The 21,502-nt window shown below is 44.8% G+C and carries 21 protein-coding genes; 1 reads left to right on the top strand and 20 read right to left on the bottom strand.

The window, feature by feature from the left end; translation table 11 throughout:
* Positions 1-59: 59 nt before the first annotated feature.
* From DEF30_RS10985 to glmS, 9 genes are all read right to left on the bottom strand, one after another.
* The gene (locus DEF30_RS10985) at positions 60-638 is read right to left on the bottom strand and encodes a hypothetical protein (RefSeq protein ID WP_294099259.1); all 579 of its coding nucleotides are present in this window, start codon (positions 636-638) and stop codon (positions 60-62) included.
* 121 nt (positions 639-759) lie between these two features.
* Positions 760-1,719 (bottom strand): zf-HC2 domain-containing protein, encoded by a 960-nt coding sequence (locus tag DEF30_RS10980; protein ID WP_294099257.1) that lies wholly within the window; start codon positions 1,717-1,719, stop codon positions 760-762.
* The gene (locus tag DEF30_RS10975) at positions 1,709-2,203 is read right to left on the bottom strand and encodes a sigma-70 family RNA polymerase sigma factor (RefSeq protein WP_294099256.1); all 495 of its coding nucleotides are present in this window, start codon (positions 2,201-2,203) and stop codon (positions 1,709-1,711) included. Before DEF30_RS10975 ends, DEF30_RS10980 begins: the two co-directional genes overlap by 11 nt.
* Before the next feature lie 236 nt (positions 2,204-2,439).
* Positions 2,440-3,012 (bottom strand): Fe-S-containing hydro-lyase, encoded by a 573-nt coding sequence (locus DEF30_RS10970; RefSeq protein WP_294099254.1) that lies wholly within the window; start codon positions 3,010-3,012, stop codon positions 2,440-2,442.
* Entirely contained in the window at positions 3,012-3,854 is an 843-nt protein-coding gene (locus tag DEF30_RS10965) for a fumarate hydratase (RefSeq protein ID WP_294099253.1), read from the bottom strand. The genes DEF30_RS10970 and DEF30_RS10965 overlap by 1 nt, the downstream gene beginning before the upstream one ends.
* Before the next feature lie 90 nt (positions 3,855-3,944).
* The gene (locus DEF30_RS10960; RefSeq protein ID WP_294099250.1) at positions 3,945-5,192 is read right to left on the bottom strand and encodes a methylaspartate ammonia-lyase; all 1,248 of its coding nucleotides are present in this window, start codon (positions 5,190-5,192) and stop codon (positions 3,945-3,947) included.
* Position 5,193: 1 nt separating this feature from the next.
* Positions 5,194-6,654, bottom strand: coding sequence for a methylaspartate mutase subunit E (locus tag DEF30_RS10955; RefSeq protein ID WP_294099247.1), 1,461 nt, complete (start codon positions 6,652-6,654; stop codon positions 5,194-5,196).
* A gap of 9 nt (positions 6,655-6,663) precedes the next feature.
* Complete coding sequence (gene glmL, locus DEF30_RS10950) at positions 6,664-8,052, bottom strand: methylaspartate mutase accessory protein GlmL (RefSeq protein WP_294099244.1); 1,389 nt, start codon at positions 8,050-8,052, stop codon at positions 6,664-6,666.
* Between the two features lie 6 nt (positions 8,053-8,058).
* Positions 8,059-8,490: a methylaspartate mutase subunit S gene (gene glmS, locus DEF30_RS10945; RefSeq protein ID WP_031577301.1), complete on the bottom strand. Its 432-nt coding sequence runs from the start codon at positions 8,488-8,490 to the stop codon at positions 8,059-8,061.
* A gap of 537 nt (positions 8,491-9,027) precedes the next feature.
* On the opposite strand from glmS, the gene DEF30_RS10940 reads away from it, so the two are divergent.
* Positions 9,028-9,972 carry a P1 family peptidase gene (locus DEF30_RS10940; protein ID WP_294099240.1) on the top strand — a complete coding sequence of 315 codons (945 nt, stop codon included), beginning with the start codon at positions 9,028-9,030 and terminating at the stop codon, positions 9,970-9,972.
* A gap of 142 nt (positions 9,973-10,114) precedes the next feature.
* Here the strand turns inward: DEF30_RS10940 and DEF30_RS10935 are convergent, their stop codons facing one another.
* From DEF30_RS10935 to DEF30_RS10885, 11 genes are all read right to left on the bottom strand, one after another.
* Positions 10,115-11,710: a Na/Pi cotransporter family protein gene (locus tag DEF30_RS10935; protein WP_294099435.1), complete on the bottom strand. Its 1,596-nt coding sequence runs from the start codon at positions 11,708-11,710 to the stop codon at positions 10,115-10,117.
* 194 nt (positions 11,711-11,904) lie between these two features.
* Positions 11,905-13,500: a Na/Pi cotransporter family protein gene (locus DEF30_RS10930; RefSeq protein WP_294099432.1), complete on the bottom strand. Its 1,596-nt coding sequence runs from the start codon at positions 13,498-13,500 to the stop codon at positions 11,905-11,907.
* 347 nt (positions 13,501-13,847) lie between these two features.
* A complete protein-coding gene (gene rpsI / locus DEF30_RS10925; RefSeq protein WP_031577305.1) occupies positions 13,848-14,240 on the bottom strand; it encodes a 30S ribosomal protein S9 in 393 nt (130 codons plus the stop codon).
* A gap of 19 nt (positions 14,241-14,259) precedes the next feature.
* The gene (rplM, locus tag DEF30_RS10920) at positions 14,260-14,694 is read right to left on the bottom strand and encodes a 50S ribosomal protein L13 (protein ID WP_294099236.1); all 435 of its coding nucleotides are present in this window, start codon (positions 14,692-14,694) and stop codon (positions 14,260-14,262) included.
* 324 nt (positions 14,695-15,018) lie between these two features.
* Positions 15,019-15,444 (bottom strand): GNAT family N-acetyltransferase, encoded by a 426-nt coding sequence (locus DEF30_RS10915; protein ID WP_294099234.1) that lies wholly within the window; start codon positions 15,442-15,444, stop codon positions 15,019-15,021.
* Positions 15,425-16,582 (bottom strand): GGDEF domain-containing protein, encoded by a 1,158-nt coding sequence (locus DEF30_RS10910; RefSeq protein ID WP_294099232.1) that lies wholly within the window; start codon positions 16,580-16,582, stop codon positions 15,425-15,427. The genes DEF30_RS10915 and DEF30_RS10910 overlap by 20 nt, the downstream gene beginning before the upstream one ends.
* A 178-nt stretch (positions 16,583-16,760) precedes the next feature.
* The gene (locus DEF30_RS10905; protein WP_294099230.1) at positions 16,761-17,903 is read right to left on the bottom strand and encodes a GGDEF domain-containing protein; all 1,143 of its coding nucleotides are present in this window, start codon (positions 17,901-17,903) and stop codon (positions 16,761-16,763) included.
* 232 nt (positions 17,904-18,135) lie between these two features.
* On the bottom strand, positions 18,136-18,891 hold the full coding sequence (truA, locus tag DEF30_RS10900) for a tRNA pseudouridine(38-40) synthase TruA (RefSeq protein ID WP_294099227.1): 756 nt from the start codon (positions 18,889-18,891) through the stop codon (positions 18,136-18,138).
* Between the two features lie 75 nt (positions 18,892-18,966).
* Positions 18,967-19,782, bottom strand: a complete 816-nt coding sequence (locus DEF30_RS10895) for an energy-coupling factor transporter transmembrane component T (protein ID WP_294099225.1) — start codon at positions 19,780-19,782, stop codon at positions 18,967-18,969.
* Positions 19,775-20,644 carry an energy-coupling factor transporter ATPase gene (locus DEF30_RS10890; RefSeq protein WP_294099221.1) on the bottom strand — a complete coding sequence of 290 codons (870 nt, stop codon included), beginning with the start codon at positions 20,642-20,644 and terminating at the stop codon, positions 19,775-19,777. Before DEF30_RS10890 ends, DEF30_RS10895 begins: the two co-directional genes overlap by 8 nt.
* Positions 20,629-21,495, bottom strand: a complete 867-nt coding sequence (locus DEF30_RS10885; RefSeq protein WP_294099218.1) for an energy-coupling factor transporter ATPase — start codon at positions 21,493-21,495, stop codon at positions 20,629-20,631. Before DEF30_RS10885 ends, DEF30_RS10890 begins: the two co-directional genes overlap by 16 nt.
* Positions 21,496-21,502 lie beyond the last annotated feature (7 nt).

Below are 21,502 nucleotides of genomic sequence, written 5' to 3'. Positions count from 1 at the left end.
GAAAAGGCGATGAGCTCCATTACTCATTGCCTTATACACCAGTGCAATCATACACTGCCCTATTCCTCTGTATCAAAATTGTAAAAATCCAGATCTTTGCGGTAAGTTTTCTCTGTAAAATCTGACATCATCTCATGAAAGCTTCTCTTCTGCTTTTTCAAGCCTAAAGTTCTTCTGCTGACTATGACATGAAAGTACTTTTCTTTCACATAGAGATGAAGATGTGCGGTTCGTTTTCTAAGAATCCGATCGGCAGGCTCGCATGACTCTATCTCCTCAAAAGAAAGCGGATATACAGCCGTAACCTTTGTCTGCCACTTATTAAGCACATACAGCGTGTACCCTCTTTCATCCAGAACCACAAACCCGGTGTCATTCAGAAAGCCTGAGGTGCCGCTCCAGAAAGCCACGGATAAAAGGAACAGTATATTGAAAAGCCTGATCTCCAAAAACAGCACATAGAGGATGAAAGAAGCAAGTGCCATCCATCCTAGTATTTTCTTTCTTTTGGTCCAAAGAATCCGCTCATCATCCTCTACGCCATTGAGAATGATGAGATACAGTACGTTATCTACCTTTGCAGAAGGATCCACAGCTCTTATGGCTTTTTCCACAGACTTATCCCGCAATATAAACATAGTTACTCCTCCATGATGTCTTATTTGAATAATACTTATTGTCACTATCTAGTATGCACAATTTTATTCCATAGGACAATGCTTTTTCTGACGCCTTATGAGTATATGACTGTGGTGGATTCTAGTCCGTCAAAAAGTACCGGACCATGATGGCGCCAAACCCCAGCACTAAAAACATCAGCACATACACAAGCCACAGCTCAGCGGATCCAATGCCGCTGCCTCTCTGATTTCCAGACTCTCCTACAAGAAGAGACTCTCTGATGTCTTCTCCTGTCTCATCATAAAATGACACATCTGTAAGATGATAATTGTATAGCTCCTCATTCTCACTTTTTTTCAGCTCCTCCACCAGAGCCTCTAAAGAAAAGACTTCCAGAAACTGCAGGTTTTTCACAGGAAATGTAAGGGTCCTCTCTACTCTCTCATCCGATACCCATCCTGGTGACTTATAAGCACTGAACTCCAGCCCGTACCGTGCAATGTCTTTGGAAAGACTGTATCCGCTGACCACCACTTTTTTTTCTTCCTGGTCTTCCCAGTAAAATGTCTGGATCACAGAACTGTAGGATGAAGTTCTTAGATCCGCCCGGATGATCCGATACTTACCATTGACTCCCTTTTCAAATTCTGCAACACCGTTTCTCGTCTCTCTCTTCAGATCCTTAAAAGAAACAAGAAGAGCGCCCTCCTCAAGACGCAGGGTCTCCAGGGCATACCCTTCAAACTCCTTTTCAAAAGGGTAGACATACTCCGTCACAGCTTTTGATAAATCTCCTTGAACCAAGGTGTATCTGAACTCATAACTGTAGATACCAAAAGCAATAACCAGCGCAAAAAGTGCACTCAGCACTGCGCCAAGAAGCTTTGTTTTCTTCACTTTTTTTAAAAACTTCAGTTCTCTTTCTGGCGCTTTCTCCACATGCTCCATCTCATGAGAGAGACTCTCCGCTTTTTTTCTGCAGGATGCACAGCCTTGCAGATGCTCTTTTATAAACTCATTGGTTTCTTCCCTTGTGAGCTCCTCCACAAAACTCGGGAGCAGATCTTCAACAATGCTGCACTCCATCTCACTTTTCATTTGTTTCCACCTCCATGATCTTCTGCTTTCCTCTGTAAAAAGTTACCCGCGCCCAGTTTTCTGTGCGTCCAAGAATCTCTCCAATCTCTCTGAAACTCAAATCCCCAGAAAGCCTTAACTGCATAACCTCCCGAGTCTTCTCCTCAAGTTTTTCGATTCTTTCATAGAGAATTTTCTTCTCTTCCCTTTCCAGCATCTCCGTCTCTGTCTCTTCCCCCGATGCCAGAGTATCCATAATCTCTTCCAGAGGTTCCGGTTGATACAGATTTCTTCTTTTCGCTTCCTTATACCAAAGATGCTTTGCAATCTGGCAGAGCCAGACAGAGACCTTACAGTCCCCACGGAACTCCTTGTAGCTTTTCACCGCCTGATAGAAGGTTTCCTGGGTCAGATCTTCGGATAAGTCTGCACTGCCTGAAAGTACATACAGGTACTTGTACACCGTCTGAAAATATTCTTCGTAAAGCTTTCCTACATCCTTCACCTTCCACCTCCTGTTACTGATATGAGTATATAGATGACGTTTCGTTACAGAATCTCAGAAGTTTTTTTCTTTCCCCACCCAATAGCGCCTTTTTGCTCTATTTTGAGATATCGGGTGGGAAACCTGCTATGGGTAGCGTATCACATCCTCAAAAGCCTTGCCATGAATCCTTTTTTTCTAAAATTAAAAACAAAGCAGTGGTCACATCATGCTTCCACTGCCTCTCATATATTGTTCTACTTTTCTTCTTCCTCTTTCTTCCAGGCAAGATACTGCTCTCTGCCCAGTTCATAAAGATCATTTCCCTTGCTGTCAATGATGACAGTCACTGGGAAATCCTTCACATCCAATCTTCGGATGGCCTCTGGCCCAAGCTCTTCATAAGCGATGGTTTCCTGCGCCAGGATGGTCTTTTTGATGAGAGCCCCTGCGCCACCGATGGCGGCAAAGTAGATGGCTCCATGCTCCACCATTTTTCTCTTCACTTCATCATTTCTCTTTCCCTTGCCAATCATGCCCATGAGTCCAAGATCCAGAAGTCTTGGGGTATAAGCATCCATTCGAAGACTGGTGGTAGGTCCCGCAGACCCGATGACTTCTCCTTCTCTTGTGGGGGTGGGTCCTACATAATAGATCACCGCTCCCTCAATGTCAAAGGGCAGCGCTTCTCCGTTGTCCAGACGCTCCATGAGCTTTTTATGGGCAGCATCTCTTGCGGCATAGATGGTTCCTGATAAAAGCACATTGTCTCCAGGCTTCAGATGCATGACCTTTTCTCTTGTTAGTGGCGTTGTCAGTTTTATCTCCATTATAAGGTCACCTCCTTATGACGGGTGGCATGACAGTTGATGTTCACGGCCACAGGCAGTCCTGCGATGTGGGTCGGGAAGTACTCGATGGCCACCTTCAGGGCTGTGGTCTCTCCCCCAAAGCCCTGGGGTCCGATGCCCATGGCATTGATGGTTTGAAGAAGCTCTTTTTCCATCTCCGCATAGTAGGGATTCTCGTTGTAGTCTTCCAGCCTTCTCATGAGCGCCTTCTTCGCCAGATAGGTCACCTTGTCAAAGGTGCCCCCAATACCAACGCCAACCACCATGGGTGGGCACGCATTGGGTCCAGCCAGCTCCACGGTCTCTAGGATAAACTGCTTGACTCCTTCGACTCCTTCAGAGGGCTTCAGCATCTTCAGGCGGGACATGTTCTCAGAACCAAATCCTTTTGGCGCCACCATAATTTTTAAGGCATCTCCTGCCACCAGCTCATAGTGGATGACCCCTGGTGTATTGTCTCCCGTATTCTTTCGGTTTAAAGGATCTCCCACCACGGATTTACGAAGAAGCCCTTCTTCATAACCCTCCCGGATTCCCTGGTTTATGGCATCCTCCAATAGTCCATTTTCAATGTGGACTTCCTGTCCCATCTCCACAAAGACTACCACCATGCCGGTGTCCTGACACATGGGCACCATATCTCTTTCAGCGATTTCCGCATTTTCGATGATCATCCCCAAGGTATTGGTGGCCAGGATCCACTTCTCTTTTTTCTTCTGTTCCCGAAGAGAGGCCATGACATCCTCGGGCAGGAAGTAATTGGCATCCATGACCAGTTTCTTGACTTCTTCCGTGACCTTTCTCGCATCAATTATTTTCATCTCTTATCCACCTTTTTCTGCTCTTTGTACGACTCAAATAGAAATGCCGCACTTCCTACATTCCATAGCTTGTGCGGCATACTCACCTATCTACTGATTCTGTCTTCTTTTGGCCAGCGCCAGCACTCTGTTCATTTCGTTGTTGACGATCATAAAGCCTTCATCCACACCCATACCAGGCTTTGCCAGCACCTGCTTGGCTCCGCAGGCCATACCGATGTTGGTGCAGACCTCTGCACTTCTGTTGGTCTCATTGCAGGTTCCGCCAAGATAGGCACCAATACCTTTTTCCTTGCAGTAAAGGATGGCTTCAATGGAATTGTTCACGCCGCCAAGATCTGGTGTCTTCACCTGAATCATGTGACCCGCCTTATTGTCTGCAAAGTACACCACATCATCATAGGTGTTGCACCACTCATCTGCCACCAGCTCCACATGGATGTTTCGATCATCAAGGATCTTCGTGAGGTCTCGAAGCGCTTCCATTTGTTTCGTTCTTTCGCCCACATCCATAGGACCTTCGATTCTAAGAAGGAATGGCTTTGCAGCTTCTTCCAGTGTCTTCAGATAATCGGCCATCTTCTCCAGATCCTGGTTAAAGATTCTTCCGATGGTGCCATAAACATCCACATGGAAGATTGGGGTATAGTCTTCTGTCATCTTATACTGAAGCACTCTATTTCTCATCCAGGTGATGTAGTTTAAAAGGATCTCTCCGTTTTCACCGAGCTTTTCCTTCACATTGTTGATCAGTGCATGAGGCATGACGTCGGTGCCCTTGATGATCATCTTGTCCACGTTGTTATACCTGTCATCTCCACTCTGGGCGAAGATCGGCACACGGCTTAGTTCCACCCCAGTTTCATATTCCTTCTGCACGATCTCAGCCATGGTGACTCTGTTGCACTTGGCTGCCGCATCCAGCAGCGCCTGGGTCATCCCATAACGGATGGCGGTATGCAGTCTTTTCCCTTCATAAGAAAGGCTGTCGATCTCATCGGCCAGAGGCTTGAACGAAGAGGCATCTTTACCAATGAGATGCTTCTTTGCTATGTCTTCAATGACTGGAATAAAATCCTTTGCGATGAAAAGAGGATCTCTTCCACCTGCACCGGAGTACTGGACCGCAGCACAGTCTCCATGAGCGATTTCTCCATTTTCAAGAATCAGCATCACAGAGATGCTTTCTCCTGGAACCCTGATGGAAGTGAAACCTTCGGTCTCTGGTTCTCCCACATACATAAATCCATCATGACCCGCACCATTCACAATGGCCTTCTGGTCATCAAAATAAAACCCGGTTCTGCCTTCTGAACACACCACATCAATAATCTTCATTTTACTTCTTTTCCTCCGGTCTGCCGATGAGATTTCCCTTACCAACGGCAAAAATATCGTCTACTGTCATCTGGAAAGTCACGTCTCTGTTTTCAAAGCGTCCTCTCTCCATGAGTTTTTCTTTGTTGAAATCTATGAGGTCCTGGGTGAAGGGAAGATTTCCTGGCATCAGGTATCTTACCGCTCCCTGGTTGTCTCTGGCTGGCATCATCTTTCCAGCGTTATATTTGCTTGGCGCAAATGGAATGTCCACAATGCCCAGCTTAAAGGCTTCCACCGTGCCTCTAGCAAAGTCTCCCTTGCCCACTTCATAGACGCTGTCCAGCATGCACTTGGTTTCCGCCTTGATGATCTTGATTTCCATTTCCAGTTCCTTGCTCATGGGCATTCTCTGTCCCCGGAGCATGTTGAGGGTCATCTTAGTGTCTCTGATGCCCTGTGCATTGGCTTCCATGGTTGGAATCCCCAAAGCTTCATGAGGCGTCTTTACAATCACCTTGGTGGCTCCTGCCATGGCTGCAGTAGCTGCGCCTAGAGAGATGACACCAAAAGCCTTGGCTTCATCGGCTGGGAACCCGCCCATCCACTGATGGAACACAGTGGTGACAAACACATCGTTGTAACCGAATCTTTTCAGATATTCTTCTGTCTGCTCTTCCAGAGCACGGATGGCTGCCACGTCCTGGATGATGTTTCCACACTGTCCATAGCCTACGGTGATGTTCTTCACGCCCTGCTCTGCTGCAAGAAGCGCTTCGAGAATCGCCACAGTATTGGAGATGGAAGGGGGCACCAAGGTACCTGTCAGTGGTCCGAAAGGTTCACGGTTCAGTTCAATCCCCTGCTCCTGATACCATCCGGTGAGTCTGTCGCAGTACTGCCAGTCTCTGATGGTTCTTTCCATGGATACGCTCTTGGCGTAGGGAATGTTATAGCTGATGCCTCCGCCCTCATTGGAAGTCCATCCGGAAGCGGTGATGATTTCACTTAAAAGTCTTGCATCCGGTGTGCCGTGTCTTGCCTGGATGGGATTCTTGATGGACTCATAGACTTCTCTACAGCCCTTGACCCCATGATTCACCGCTGGGAATCCATTGAGGAGAGATCTTCCCGCCTTGATGGATTCGTCGATGCCCACCTGGCATTCATTATAGCGGTTCTGTCTTGTGTAGGAATCAATGGTGGAGGGCAGAAGATCTGCACCACCTTCCTCTTCCAGGTAGTTCAGCAGCTTGATGTGTTCACTGATAAGCGCCACACCTGCTCTTGGCTGCGCCAGGGTCACCCCTTCTTCCTTGGCTTTTCTGAGCTTTTTGGCAAAGTTCTTCTCATCAGGTACTTTCTTCAGATACTCTACAGCTTCTGTCAGGTCCACATCTTTTCCTGTGGGCCAGTGAGTGAGAATCTCTTCCCGGATCTTAAAAAATTGCTCTTCTGAGAGTTTTTTGTTTTGCAGGTCCATTTTTTTCTCCTAACATTTCACAACATATTTTTTCAGCATTCGTAAGGCTTTTTCCTCGTCCACCATGGCCAGTAATCCAAGGGCGGAGAGTACATATTTTTCATCAATGAGATACTTCGGATGTCTTGGCTTTAACGATTCCAGATCCTCTTCATGGAACAGTCCCGCTTTCAGGATCTCTTCCGGATTTCTGGAGTTCACAATGACACCACCGGTACCTACCAAATAGGGAAGCTCCATGAGATCCTTGCCTTCCTGGGAATACATCATCCCTAGAGGTGAATAGACTGGCGTCACAGTCCCCGCGTGACGCTTCATGGAGATGTCCACACAGATTTTCGCCATGACTTCATCAAACTGAAGCTCCTCTTCCGTGGAAGGCACAAAATCTGTATGCTCATTTCTGAAGGTGAACTCTTTCTCCACATCCATCTCTTCCAGGTGACTGAGCTTATAACGTCTCAGATATCTTTTACCTGCCGCCTCATAGAGAGAAAGAGCGGAGTATCTCATCCCCAGGTCCCCTTCAACAGTTCTCTTTGCCACGGGCTCCTCCAGTCCTCTTAAGACCACAGAAGGCTTGCTTGGCGCTCCTTCACAAACGCTGTGCACATCTGTGGTGGCTCCTCCAATGTCCACTACAACAAGGTCGCCGATACCATCTTCATGCTTTGTCCCCTGACTGAGCACTTCGGCAGCTTTAAGCACCGCTGCAGGTGTTGGCATCAGAATGCCATTGATGAGATCTTTGGCCTTGGACATCCCTTTGGCTTTCACAATATTTTCCATGAAAATATTCCGTATGGTCTCACGGGCAGGCTCCACGTTGATCTGATTGAGACTGGGCATCACATTTTCTGTGATGTGATAATTCATCTGCCCTTCAAATATCTCAATGATCTCATCGTTTGCGCTCTTGTTCCCCGCAACCACCACCGGAATCTTAATTTCCGCATCTTTCAGCATCCTGGCATTATGGATGATGACGTCTGTATTTCCTCCATCGGTTCCACCTGCAAGAAGAATCATGTCTGCCTTGGCATTCTTGATTCTCTTCACTTCACTCTGGTTCAGTTTAAAACTGAATACATCTGTGACTCTGGCCCCTGCACCCAACGCAGCTCTTTTTGCTGCTTCCATGGTCAGCTCAGGCACCAGGCCAATGGAGACAATTTTTAACCCGCCTGCAGCCGAAGAGCAGGCGAGTTTCTGTTCAAATTCTATATCATTGGGAAGATCATTCATGAGCAGCTCAAAAGCTTTTCCAAACCCTTCCATCACGTCGGTCTCCACAGTCGTATATGATTTTGCAGTGGCCAGGATGAGGTCTTCCTCTTTGCTTACTGCTGTAAGCTTGGTGTAGGTGCTGCCAAAATCAATAAATAGATATGCTTTCATGGCGCATTAAGCCCCTACCACAGCTTCAAGTAAACCCAAGTCTTCCTTCAGGTCATGAATGGCTGTCGCAACAGTGGTTCCAGGTGGATATACCCGGTCAAAGCCCATCTGCATGAATCTCTTCTTCACTTCCTGGAAGTCCTGCTTTCCTACTACGATGTTTCCACCGACATACAGCTTAATTCCAGAAAGTCCTGCTTCGTCACACTTCTCTCTCATGCCTCTGCAGTCAATTTCCCCGTGACCGTAGAGAGAAGAAACCATGATCACTTCTGCTCCCGTTTCAATGGCAGCATTGATGAAGTCTTCCTGTGGAGAAAGAACTCCAATATTGACCACATGAAATCCTGCTTCTGTAAGAGAATAGTCGAGGATCTTGTTTCCCACCGCGTGGCAGTCGGCTCCAATTACCCCTAGAACGATTGTCTTTTTACCCATATCTTTTTGTACACTCCTTATAAGTGAATGATTATTATCATTTTGTGTAGGCACTTTCTAAAATCAGTGTCATGATCCTGCAAGTTTTTCTTTCATGATTTTACGGCCTTCGACCTTCTTTACACTCTCATCATAGCACAGATTTTAATAGTTTCAAGTGGGCATTGAACCATGAAAACCCTTGTAAATTCAACGGTTCCATAATCATGCACCCCCTATTCCCGATGAGTGTTTGTCTCCTTTTCCAATCTGAATTCACATTTTCTTAAACTTTCATTTTAGGGGCGAATTGAATCAAATCTTGCATAAAACGATTCCATTCTGCAATTACAACCGCCAACTTATTCAGAGAGGTGGTTCATAAATATACTTCTCTTTATGCACTTTTTGTATAAATATTCACAAAAAATCCGAAAAAATATTTTTGATACCCTTTACATTCTTAATATTTTCTGAAGACGACGGATTTTATCTCCCATTCTTCTTTCCAGATTCCTGTGATAGAATGATATCAAAAGCAAACGAGGAGCGATGAGCATGAAAGAGATTTCAATCCATGAACTGGATGGTTTTTATATCGGCAATGCAGAGGATCAGGAGGGAGGAACCGGATGCACTGTGATTCTCTCCCCTGAAGGCGCAACTCCTGGGGTGGATGTGAGAGGAGGGGCTCCTGGTACCAGAGAGACGGATCTCATCGCTTCAGAAGAGATGGTGGACAAAGTACACGGACTTCTTCTTGCAGGCGGCAGTGCCTTTGGACTGGATGCCGCTTCAGGGGTCATGACTTTTCTAGAAGAGAAAGGCATCGGATTCGATACAGGTTTTGCAAAGGTGCCCATCGTACCCGGGGCAGTTCTTTATGACCTGGGTTATAAAAACGCAAAAAAAAGACCGGACTCTGCCATGGGTTTAAAGGCAGCAGAGAGCGCCATGGAGAGAAACTACAGGGATGGCAGTTTCGGCGCTGGAACAGGTGCTACTGTGGGTAAAATACTGGGACCAGAGGCTTCTATGAAGTCCGGCATTGGATCCTTTGCTGTTTCCCTGGGAGACTTAAAAATTGGATGCATCATTGCCGTCAATGCCTTTGGCAGCATCTATGAAGGAGAAAAGATTTTAGCAGGCCCCTGCCAGGGTGATGTGCTTCTTCATACAGAGGAACTTCTTTATAAGGGGTATGCTGCAAGTTTCAAAGGGAACACCACCATCGGATGCATCCTAACAAATGCAAATCTCACCAAGAGCCAGGCAAATAAAGCAGCTTCCATGGCACAAGATGGTATGGCAAGAGCCATCCGTCCTATCCACACCATGGTGGATGGAGATACACTCTTTGTACTTGGAAATGGAGAGGTTTCCTGTGATGTCACAGTGCTTGGCACAGCTGCTGCCCATGTGGTGGAAAAGGCCATTCATCAGGCCGTAAAAAGCGCCTCCTGCAGTATATTAAAAAGCGTTTCCAGTGTTGGACATGTATAATATGCTCATAGGATGAATCATCGATTACCGAGAAAAAATAAAGAGCTGGGATCTCACTCACGATCTCAGCTCTTTTCTATACTTATTTTTCATCGGAACAATGAACATTAGGGGTGTACTTTAGCGTTCCGCGAAAAGTCTCTTAATCTCTTTCTTGAATTCCGGACACAACATCAGCCATATTCTTCGCATGATCTCCCACACGTTCCAGATTCGAAATGACATCCAGGAACAGAATGCTGGACAGAGCTTTGAATCTTCCCTGCTGCAGTCTCCTGATGTGGCTCTGGCGGAACTCTTTCTGAAGGGCATCAATCTTTCTTTCCACCTCTTCAATTTTCATGGCATAATTCTTATCATTCTCTTTATAACATCCAATGGCGATATTCATGGCATTCTCTGTTTCCGCAAAAATCGTACGAAGCTCTTCAGCACCCTCTGGTGTAAGGTCTGCTTCTTTTTTCTTTTTCTCTACGGCCAGTTCAAGGATATTTTCCGCATGGTCTCCCACTCTTTCAATATCATTGATCACATGATAGGTGTTACCAATTCTTCTGAACTCCTCAATGTTGATTTCTGTTGCAGAAAGCTCCACTAGAAAGTTTGTGATGATCTCTGTCACTTCATTGATTCTTTCTTCATTTTTTGCAATCTCATCCTCGTGGGTCAGATCTCCCGTCAGAAACGCTTCTGTGGCAAGATGCACATTTTTCTTCGCAAGTTCAGCCAGTTTTACAGTTTCAAGCACCACCTGACCTTCTGCGATGGTTGGCGTCTGAAGAAGTCTTCTGTCCAGAATTTCTGTATCCACCCTTACCTCATCTCCTACTATCTTGTTGGCCATGGTGATGAGCAGATGTCTGAAGGGGAGAAGAATAAGAGTATTGGAAAGATTAAAGAACAGATGAATGAAGGAAATCTGATACTTTACGCTTTCAGGAGCGATTCTCATGACGATAGAGATGAGAAGTCCACCCAGAGGGAGGAAAATCAATGCACCAATCATGTTGAACAGGAGATGGATCACAGCTGCTTTCTTTGCTGTCTTATTTGCCGTGATGGCAGACAGAATAGCTGTAATACAAGTTCCGATATTTGCACCCAGTATGATTGGAAACGCAATCTGAATGGTGATGCTTCCCGTATTTGTCAGCGCCACCAGAATACCCGTTGTTGCCGAACTGGACTGTATGATCAGGGTGATACCAAGACCTACCAGCAGACCAAGATACCACTGGTTGCCAAGACTAACGATGAGCTCCCTGAACATTTTAGAGTCTCTTAGAGGATACATGGCATCACTCATAAGGCTCATACCCAGCATCATAATACCAAAACCAAGGGCAATGGATGCCACATCTTTTCTCTTCTTCGCCTTGCTGAAAAGCATCAGAATGGAACCAGAAAAGAGAAACACCGGTATAATGGCATCCACATGAAGAGATACCAGAAACGCCGTCACCGTGGTACCAATATTGGCACCCATGATGATTCCCGCCGCTTGAACCAGGTTGAGAAGTCCAGAGTTCACAAATCCGACCACCATGACTGTGGTGGCAGAACTGGACTGAATGAGCATGGTAACAAAGGCACCTACAAGAACCGCTTTTAATGGGCTGGATGTGACCTTTTCAAGAATGAATTTCAGTCTGCTTCCAGCTGCATTCTCCAGTCCGTCTCCCATCATTTTCATACCATATAAGAATAAACCAAGCCCACCTAAGAGCGCGATGATCATTGCTGTATCCACAATGTTTCCTCCAAAATTATATACTTTTTATGAATCCTAAGTCATTCTACTCCAATGCAAATCATTTGAAAAGAGCGTTTCTTCTCATTTAACAAAGACTTAACCCACCTCTTCTTGTGGCTATAACAAAAGAAAGCATCCCGGACATGGCGCCCGAAATGCTTCCTGAAAAGTTCGTATCATTAATCTCTTTCTTTGATTTCTGCAATGGTATCTGCAATGTTCTTTGCGTGGTCTCCCACTCTTTCCAGATTGGAGATGAGATCCAGGAAAAGAATGCCAGCAAGAGCGCTGCATCTTCCTGCATTAAGTCTTCTGATGTGAGCATCCCGATACTCTTTCTGCAGTTCATCAATTCTTTTTTCTGTCTGCTCTATACTTACAGCCTTCTGTTTGTCATTGTTCTTATAACTTTCAATGGCAATATCCATGGCAAGATTCGTATAGTTATAAATATTTTTCAGTTCTTCTATACCCTCTGGGGTAATCTCCACATTTTTCCTGTTTCTTTCCTCAGCCAGCTCCATGATGTTTTCAGCATGGTCTCCGATACGCTCGATATCATTGAGCACATGATACGTATCTCCTACTCGAGCAAATTCATTGACATCAATGTCGCTTCCAGAAAGTTCCACGAGAAAGTTTGTGATGATTTCAGTTACTTCATTGATTCTTGCTTCATTCTCATATACCCGATCATGGTCTTTCAAATCATCATTTAAAAATGCATCTACAGAAAGCTTGAGATTTTCCTTGGCCATTTCAGCAAGTTTTACTGTTTCCAGGATTACCTGACCTTCTGCAATACTTGGTGTCTGAAGAAGTCTTCTGTCCAGAATCTCCTGAGCCTTATCTTCTTCCTCTCCCACCACTTTGTTAGCAATGAGGATCAGAAGTCCCGCAAATGGAAGAAGCGCCAGAGTGTTGGACACATTGAAGATTAGATGGATAAAAGAAATCTGAAGCTTAATGCTTTCTGGTGCCAAGAAAGTAACTACATTAATCAGGTACTTACCAAGCGGCAAGAATAGAATGGCTCCCATGATATTGAAGAGCAGATGGATTACAGCTGCTTTTTTTGCCATTTTATTCGCAGTTATAGAAGATAGCAGGGCCGTGATACAGGTACCGATGTTGGCACCAAGAATCAGGGGAAAAGCTGCCTGTACATTGATTCCTCCCGTTGCTGTAAGAGCAACCAGAAGTCCTGTTGTTGCAGAACTGGACTGCACCAGCATAGTGATCCCAAGCCCAAGGAAGATTCCCAGATACCACTGGGTTCCTACAGTCAGAATGAGGTCTTTAAACACCTGTGAGTCTCGTAGAGGGTACATAGCGTCACTCATAAGCTCCATACCGAGCATCAGAAGACCGAACCCTAATAGAATACTAGCAAGATCTCTTCTTCTTTTTGCCTTGGTAAACAAAAAAAGGAAAGATCCGGTGAAAATCAAGATTGGAACAATGGCATCGATGTTCATGGAAACCAGAAACGCTGTCGTTGTTGTTCCGATGTTTGCGCCCATGATGATTCCAGTTGCCTGTGCCAGGTTCAGCAGACCTGAGTTCACAAAACCGATGACCATGACTGTAGTGGCGGAACTGGACTGCATAAGAATCGTTACAATAGTACCAATAATGACTGAACTGATAGGATTCGCGGTTACTTTATTGAGAATAAACTTCAGTTTAGAACCTGCCGCATTCTCCAGACCATCTCCCATCATCTTCATACCATACAGGAAAAGTCCAAGACCACCCATGAGTCCTATGATCATACCAATATTCAAAAGAATGTACCTCCCACTCGAGATTTCATATATTTCCTAGTCTATAATACCGCTAAATAAGAGCACTGTTAACTCCATGTTACAAGTTTTAACATAGAATTAACCTGAAAAACAGACTGGTAATTTTATGTTCAAGTCTTTTGAAAATGGAAACATTGAAACATTTACATTTTTCAGAGTCAAATATACTTCAAAGATTCCTCGCTTTGTCCGCTCAATAAACTAAATTATTCAGCATAGTTCATCCTATTTCCAGGCACACACATCATGCCACAAAAGTAAAAAACCTTCCAGTATAAACTGGAAGGTTTTGAATAAACAAATATTCGTCTGTATTATCTCTTGGAGAACTGAGGGCTTCTACGAGCCTTCTTCAGACCATACTTCTTTCTTTCCTTCATTCTTGGATCTCTTGTCAGGAATCCAGCCTTCTTCAGCTCGCCTCTAAGGGTCTCATCAGCCTTCAGAAGTGCTCTGGAGATACCATGTCTGATTGCTCCAGCCTGTCCGGAAAGTCCACCACCGTGTACATTTACAAGAACGTCATATGCGCTCTTTGTGTTTGTAAGAACAAGTGGCTGATTAACAACAAGAATCAGAGTCTCAAGACCGAAATAGTCCTTGATGTCTCTCTTGTTGATTGTAACTGCACCTGATCCAGGTACAAGCCTAACTCTTGCGATAGATTTCTTTCTTCTACCAGTTCCCATGTATTGAACTTTTGCCATTTTTATTTCCTCCTCCCGACTAGTACTTTAGCTCAAGAACTTCTGGGTTCTGAGCTGCGTGAGGATGATTTTCTCCTCTGTACACTTTAAGTTTCTTAGACTGGTTTCTTCCCAGTACTCCCTTAGGAAGCATTCTTCTGACTGCTTCGGAGAAGGCTAGTTCAGGCTTCTTTGCAAGTACTTCTCTGTAAGGAGTTTCCTTCAGACCGCCTGGGTACTTGGAATGGCTTCTCATCATCTTCTGATCCAGCTTCTTACCTGTAAGAACAACCTTCTCTGCATTGATGATGATGACAAAGTCTCCCATGTCTACATTTGGTGTAAATTCTGGCTTGTTTTTTCCTCTTAGAATCAGTGCCACCTGGCTCGCTACTCTACCGAGAGGCTTTCCAGCAGCATCGATGACATACCATTTTGGCTGATATGATCCTGGCTTTGCTAAATATGACTTCATTTCTTTCCTCCCGAAACTCCACAATTGGGGTTCCTATTACTATTCTTTCTTAGGTTTTACTCCATTGCGTGATCCGGGGCTAGTGGATCAGCACAAGTATTTTTACAAACATGAATATTATAGAACATCTTCCACTAGATGTCAATAATCCTGTTTTTCTGGTACCTAAACATTATACATGATACTTCATTGGAAAGAAAGAGGTTTTCCCCCTTTTCTTGGCAAAAAATAAAGAAGATTTTGCTGTATTTCCGAATAGAATAACAGCCGCTGCATGGGCTCTCTCCAAAGAGGCCACAGCCGCTGTTTCACATCTTCAATGTTTTATTTTTTCCAGACAAAAGTCACTTCCTCTTCACCTGTAGTTTCATCCACCTCAGTGCCTGCCGCAGTGAATCCTTCTCTTTTATAAAAAGCAACAGCTCTCTCATTCTTAACAAATGCTTTCAAAGTGAGCACATCTGTTTTACGCTTTGCTTCTTGAAGAAGTTTTCTGCCGATTCCCTGTCCTTGCTTTATAGGATCCACAAACAGTCCCAGAATGAAGCCATCTTCCATCCCCAGAAAACCTGTGACCGTATCCTCTTCTTCAGAAACCAGTACGGTTACTTTAGGCATCAGCTCCCGAAGCATCGGAAGATGACCAAAAAAGAACTCTTCGGATACAAAAGCATGTGCTTCTTTATTACCTTTCAGCCAGATTTCTTCAATCTTCTTCAAGTCTTCATTTCTATATCCACGAATTTTCACTTTCCTTCTCTACCTCCCTGGAATCGTTCATCTCTTTTCGATAAAGATCTTTATACTGATACATCTTCTGATCTGCTTTCCTGTACATTTCTCTCATGGGTTTAGCTGCTGTTTTCGACTCATACCCATAACTGAATGAAACATTTCCCATGACAGGATCCTCCAGTTCCTTCAGCTTATTCTTAAGCTCCTTCATATGAAGAGGCACCTCAGGTTCATCTTCCATGAGAATCACCGCAAATTCATCTCCTCCCAGTCTTGCCACAAATCCATCCTTAAGAAACACTTCCCGGAGAAGAGCTGAAAACTTCGTGAGAACATCGTCTCCCTTCTGATGTCCATACACATCATTGATCTGTTTAAAACCGTTCAGATCCAGTATCAAAAGTCCATATGGAATCTTCGAATCTTCCAGATATTCCACATAAGACTCGAAACTTTTCCGGTTGTACACCTTCGTAAGGACATCCTCTTCTGAAGGTGTGGTCTCCAAAAACACATAGATGCCAAGAAGTCCAATGACCAGTGAACTCCATCCTAGATGGAAGGTCGGTTCGAAAATGGAAATGACCATACCGATCACCGGAAGAATGAACAGCAGGATGAACATCAGTATTTCATTCTTTGAAAGCTTATCTTTCACCTGATACAGAAAATACAGCATATACCCATAGAATCCAAGAACCATCACATAATGAAACCACTTGATGGGTCCTGAACCATCATAATGATTGGTCACCGGATCAATGCTGTAGTATATAGGTATCCACAGATTGACCAAAAGGATCATAAAAGAGATCAGTGTCATCTGCTGATAAAAGCGCTTCTCATAGATTCTGGAAGGATTTCGATAAATTCTGTAATCCAGGTACGACATGAATAGACCTGCCAGCACCGGTGCCAGAAGAAAAAGCAGAAAATTGAACAGATGATTCAAAAGAAATGCCCCTGCAAACTGACGCTCATCCAAGATCCAGGAAAAAGGCTCCACGACAAGAGATGCTGTCACAGCATAAATCATCAGTTTGATGAGCTTTTTACTGAAAGTCTTTATGGTAGATAGCTTCACAAAAAGATGCAGTATAATCAGGACCAGAATGCCTAGTATATTGCTCTGAAACCGAACCAAATAGCTCATCTCACCCCTCCTCTTTTGTTCCCATATATTGTTAAAGAACCGAATATTTATGACATATTCCGTTAATTTATTTTACAACTTTACAGTCACCATGGTCAATGGAAATAGCACTTTGAGACACTAGTGTACAAAAAAGAGGTGCCTTTTTACCCTCGGCAACCTCTTTCCATTTCTAAGTTTATAAACCTTCCGCCATTCCTTCCGGCAGATTTTTCTCTTTCTTGGACAGTTTCTTTTGTAGATACATTTTCTGATCCGCCTGTTTATAAAGATCATCCATACTCATATCCATATAGTACTTTTCAAATCCATAACTGAAGGTCAAGGACTTCAGCACTTCGTCCTCAGTCTTCTGAAGGTACGTCTTTACTTTATTGATATGGGTGTCCACATGGTCCCGGTTTCCTCTTAATATGACGGCAAATTCATCTCCACCAAGCCTGGAAGCAAGACCTTCTTTTGAAAATACATGGCTCAGTGCATTGGCAAAATGAAGCAGCACTTCATCCCCTTTGTGATGGCCATGCCGATCGTTGATCTCCTTAAAATCATTAAGATCGAAGATGAGAATACCAAAAGGCTTCCTGCTTCGCACAAGATAGGACAGTTCAGTCTCATAGCTTCTTCTGTTGAAGAGTTTTGTCAGATAGTCCTCATCAGAAGGCATGGTCTCGAGAAAGATATACACCATGAACAGTCCAATGACAATGGATGTCCAGGAAAAATGCAGTTTAGAATCAAACATCTGAACCACCATACCTAAGATGGGCGTCAGAAAACAGATGGCATAAATCAGCACTTCTTTTCTAGTGATTTTTCTCCAGTGCCGGGCTAAAAAATACAGCATCAATAGATAACTGAGCGCAAGGACCCCATAATGAATCTCTTTTAGTGGCCCACTGTTGAAGCTGTTGGACTCCCGATTGATCCGAAAATAAATGGGGTTGAAGATATTATACACAAGAACCAGAAAGGTCATGATGGAAGCCTGCTGGTAATACACTCTATTCTGAATCCTTGTGGCATCATTGAAGATTCGGTAGTCCACATAGGAAAGGAGCAGGCCAGCTATGACGGGTCCCACAAGAAACAGCAGAAAATTTGTGCTGTACTCGAGAAAATAAGCCCCCTGGAACATCATACCGTCAAAGATCCAAGTCAGCGGCTCCAGCACAATAGATGCCGCCGTGGCATAGATGATCCATCTCAATAACCTGTTGGTGAATGTCCTGAGCTTTGACGTTCTCATAAAAAGATATAAACTGAGCAAGATGCCCAGTGCAAAAACATTGATCTGAAACTGAACCAGATAATCCAGCATTTCTCTCCCCCATCCCAAAATCCGAGGTATTCCTCTTCCTTACTTCCATCCATCTTCAAACTGTAATGAAAACAGCATTGTAGATGTATTCTACATTTATCGTCAAATTTTATCAAGCAAATTCCGTCAATTCCCTATGTCCGCCAATGAAAATTCATATTTCGTTCAAATATTCTGATGAACCGTCCTATAATTTTCTTCCTACTAAAAAAAGGATGAAACTGGTTCATCCTCACTTCATCTCCATCTCTTTACTTTCATAATACACTTCTTCCAGATAAAGTCCCCAAGGAGGCATCACCATGGATTTTCCTCTGCTGCCGCTTTTCAGAATCTCTTCAATGTCTCCAGGCGTCACCCGGGAAAGACCCGCATCCAGCAGAGTGCCTGCGAGGATTCTTGCCATATTGTAGAGAAATCCCGAAGCCGTGAAGGACATCACAAGAAACTCTCCTTCTTCCCAGATTTCAATCTTTCTCATTTCCTTCACAGGATTCGGATCGGTGCTGCCAACAGATTTAAAGCCAGTAAAATCATGGGTGCCAAGGAGCACTTCCGAAGCTTCTCTCATTTTCAAGAGATCCAGCTCCTGTGGCACGAAGGCAGCATAGTTCCGAAAAAGCGCCGAAGGAGTCTTTCTCCGGAGCACCCGATAGGTGTAGGTTTTCCCTCTGGCATTTTTTCTTGCATCAAAACTACAGGACACCTCCATGGATGCTCTGACCTTCAGGTCCTCGGGCAGAAGCGGATTGAGCGCAAAGGCCATCTTTTCTCCTGGAATGGAAGACTGCGTCGAGAATGTCACTGGATACTTTCGTGCATGAACCCCTGCATCGGTTCTGGACGAGCCGGATAATAAAGGTTCTTCCTTCAGAAGCGCTGCCAGTGCCTTCTCCAAGGTTTCCTGAACCGTCCGGACGTTTTTCTGCCGCTGCCATCCATGGAAGTTCGTTCCATCGTATTCTAGATACATCAGTATTTTCTTCATGCTGCTTCCTACCTTTTTATGATTTGAAAAAAGAGACGCTCTTTCGATTTTCCAAAAGAGGTCTCTTTGATTGTACTACAGAATATTGGTGTAACGCAGACCGAAGGTGATGAACACCAACAGGAAAAATACAGCAAAAGCTGTCAAATCCCTGGTTTCATACTTCAGCTGTTTCATTCTGGTTCTGCCCTCTCCACCACGGTAGCTTCTAGCTTCCATGGCCATGGCCAGTTCTTCCGCTCTTCTGAAGGAAGAGATGAAAAGTGGCACCAACAGTGGAATCAGGCTCTTTGCTTTCTTGATGATGTTGGTGGATTCAAAGTCCGCACCTCTAGCCATCTGAGCCTTCATGATCTTGTCTGTCTCGTCCATGAGGGTTGGAATAAAACGCAGCGCGATACTCATCATCATGGCCAGCTCGTGGGCTGGAACTCCGATCTTCTTAAATGGCTTCAGAAGACTCTCGATGCCATCGGTGAGCTCTATAGGTGAAGTGGTCAGGGTCAGGATGGAGGTTCCCATGATGAGGAACACCAGTCTGAAGGTCATAAAGACTGCCTGGTAGACACCCTCCCGATAGATCTTGAACACCCAGAACTCCAGAAGAAGAGTTTCTTCTGTCCCTCGGGTCACGAACATATTAAGAAAGGCCGTGAACAGAATCAGTACAAATACAGGTTTGATTCCTTTATACAGATACTTGGGAGAAAGTCTTGCAATCCGCACCATCATCATGATAAACAGGAAAATAAACAGATACGCAGTGAAGTTCTTCACGAGGAAGAGATTCACAATAAAAAGGATGGAAATCAGAATTTTGGTTCTAGGGTCCAGTTTATGAATGAAGGACTCTCCGGGAATATACTGCCCGATGGTGATGTTCTTAATCATGACACTGTCCTCCTTCCTTCAGCACCCGCTGTATTTCCTCTTTGGCTTCCTTGACTGTGAAGATGTCTTCACGTACAGAAAGACCTCTTTCTTTCAGCGCCCGCATGAGGTAGGTGATTTGAGGTGCCCCCAGTCCCACTTCCTCCAGCATGCTGATGTTTGTGAACACCTCTCTTGGAGTTGCTTTAATCAGAACCTTGGCTCCACTCATGACGATGACTTCGTCAGCAATCTCCGCCACATCCTCCATGGAGTGTGTGACTAAGATGACGGTGTGCTTATATTCCTCATGAAGCTTTTTCAGCTGCTTTAAGATGGCGTCTCTGCCTCTTGGGTCAAGGCCTGCAATGGGCTCATCCAGAATCAGGACCTTGGGCTCCATGGCCACGACACCCGCGATGGCTACCCTTCTTTTCTGTCCGCCTGAGATTTCAAAAGGAGACAGGTCTTTGTATTTCTCATACTCTAGCCCCACCATCTCCATGGCTCTCTTGACTCTTCTCAGCACTTCCTCTTCATCAAGACCTAAATTTCGAGGACCAAAAGCAATGTCCTTTTCGATGGTCTCTTCAAAAAGCTGGTACTCGGGATACTGGAACACCAGCCCGACCTTTTTTCGGATTTCACTCATCACAGTGCTTTTGTCTGTGATGTCTGTCCCATCTACAAAGATCTTTCCGCTGGTAGGCTTCAATAGACCATTTAAGTGCTGGATCAGTGTAGACTTTCCAGAACCCGTATGACCGATGAGGGCATAAAACTTTCCCTCTTCCAGCTCCAGATTGATGTCATCCAGAGCAATGGTCTCAAAAGGAGTCTTGGGCATATATACATGTGTTAGATTTTCTATTTTAATCGACATAACGCCTCCACCATCTCTTCGATGTTGAGGATGCCCTCCGTAAGGTTCATCCCGTCTTTAATGAGTTCATGGGCAAGCTCCGTCACCTGAGGAACATCCAGCCCGATACTTTTGAGAAGGTCCACATTACTGAAGACATTTCTTGGGGTATCATCCATGATGACCTTTCCTTCTTCCATGACCACAATACGGTCACCCTGGACAGCTTCTTCCATGAAATGGGTAATATGAACGATGGTAATGCCAAAGTCTTTATTGAGGGCTTTGATGGTCTTCATGACCTCCTGGCGGCCTGATGGATCCAGCATGGCTGTAGGCTCATCCAGGATGATGATTTTCGGACGCATGGCGATGATGCCTGCAATCGCCACTCGCTGCTTCTGTCCTCCAGAAAGCAGGTGTGGTGCATGCTTTCTGAAGTCAAACATCTGAACATCTTTCAGCGCTTTGTCCACACGTTTTCTGATTTCCTCTGGAGCTACTCCAAGATTTTCAGGTCCAAAAGCCACGTCCTCTTCCACCACGGTAGCCACCATCTGGTTGTCCGGATTCTGAAAAACCATTCCAGCCCTTTTTCTCACTTCCCAGGTATTCTCCTGAATGCTTCCATCGATGCCGTCGATGTAGATCTTTCCCCCCTGAGGCAGAAGCAGCGCATTCATATGCTTTGCAAAGGTGGATTTTCCAGATCCGTTATGACCCAGCACTACCAGGAACTCTCCTTCCTTCACAGAAAGGTTGACTCCTTGAAGAGAATACTCCTTTTCTCCAGAAGGACCGTCATCATAATAATGCATGAGATCCACAGCCTCTATGATTGGTTTGTTGTCTGAATTTCTTTTTGTTTCCATTTTCTTC

Source organism: Proteiniclasticum sp., from assembly GCF_003514505.1.
In the GTDB taxonomy this organism is placed as follows: Bacteria; Bacillota; Clostridia; order Clostridiales; family Clostridiaceae; genus Proteiniclasticum.
This window is presented reverse-complemented; position numbering and strand designations above follow the sequence as displayed.

Coding starts and splice junctions, on each gene's coding strand:
- DEF30_RS10985 (WP_294099259.1), bottom strand. CDS start 638: ATGTTTATATTGCGGGATAAGTCTGTGGAAAAAGCCATAAGAGCTGTG.
- DEF30_RS10980 (WP_294099257.1), bottom strand. CDS start 1,719: ATGAAAAGTGAGATGGAGTGCAGCATTGTTGAAGATCTGCTCCCGAGT.
- DEF30_RS10970 (WP_294099254.1), bottom strand. CDS start 3,012: ATGGAGATAAAACTGACAACGCCACTAACAAGAGAAAAGGTCATGCAT.
- DEF30_RS10965 (WP_294099253.1), bottom strand. CDS start 3,854: ATGAAAATAATTGATGCGAGAAAGGTCACGGAAGAAGTCAAGAAACTG.
- DEF30_RS10960 (WP_294099250.1), bottom strand. CDS start 5,192: ATGAAGATTATTGATGTGGTGTGTTCAGAAGGCAGAACCGGGTTTTAT.
- DEF30_RS10955 (WP_294099247.1), bottom strand. CDS start 6,654: ATGGACCTGCAAAACAAAAAACTCTCAGAAGAGCAATTTTTTAAGATC.
- glmL (WP_294099244.1), bottom strand. CDS start 8,052: ATGAAAGCATATCTATTTATTGATTTTGGCAGCACCTACACCAAGCTT.
- glmS (WP_031577301.1), bottom strand. CDS start 8,490: ATGGGTAAAAAGACAATCGTTCTAGGGGTAATTGGAGCCGACTGCCAC.
- DEF30_RS10940 (WP_294099240.1), top strand. CDS start 9,028: ATGAAAGAGATTTCAATCCATGAACTGGATGGTTTTTATATCGGCAAT.
- DEF30_RS10935 (WP_294099435.1), bottom strand. CDS start 11,710: ATGATCATCGCGCTCTTAGGTGGGCTTGGTTTATTCTTATATGGTATG.
- DEF30_RS10930 (WP_294099432.1), bottom strand. CDS start 13,500: ATGATCATAGGACTCATGGGTGGTCTTGGACTTTTCCTGTATGGTATG.
- rpsI (WP_031577305.1), bottom strand. CDS start 14,240: ATGGCAAAAGTTCAATACATGGGAACTGGTAGAAGAAAGAAATCTATC.
- rplM (WP_294099236.1), bottom strand. CDS start 14,694: ATGAAGTCATATTTAGCAAAGCCAGGATCATATCAGCCAAAATGGTAT.
- DEF30_RS10910 (WP_294099232.1), bottom strand. CDS start 16,582: ATGAGCTATTTGGTTCGGTTTCAGAGCAATATACTAGGCATTCTGGTC.
- DEF30_RS10905 (WP_294099230.1), bottom strand. CDS start 17,903: ATGCTGGATTATCTGGTTCAGTTTCAGATCAATGTTTTTGCACTGGGC.
- truA (WP_294099227.1), bottom strand. CDS start 18,891: ATGAAGAAAATACTGATGTATCTAGAATACGATGGAACGAACTTCCAT.
- DEF30_RS10895 (WP_294099225.1), bottom strand. CDS start 19,782: ATGATTAAGAACATCACCATCGGGCAGTATATTCCCGGAGAGTCCTTC.
- DEF30_RS10890 (WP_294099221.1), bottom strand. CDS start 20,644: ATGTCGATTAAAATAGAAAATCTAACACATGTATATATGCCCAAGACT.
- DEF30_RS10885 (WP_294099218.1), bottom strand. CDS start 21,495: ATGGAAACAAAAAGAAATTCAGACAACAAACCAATCATAGAGGCTGTG.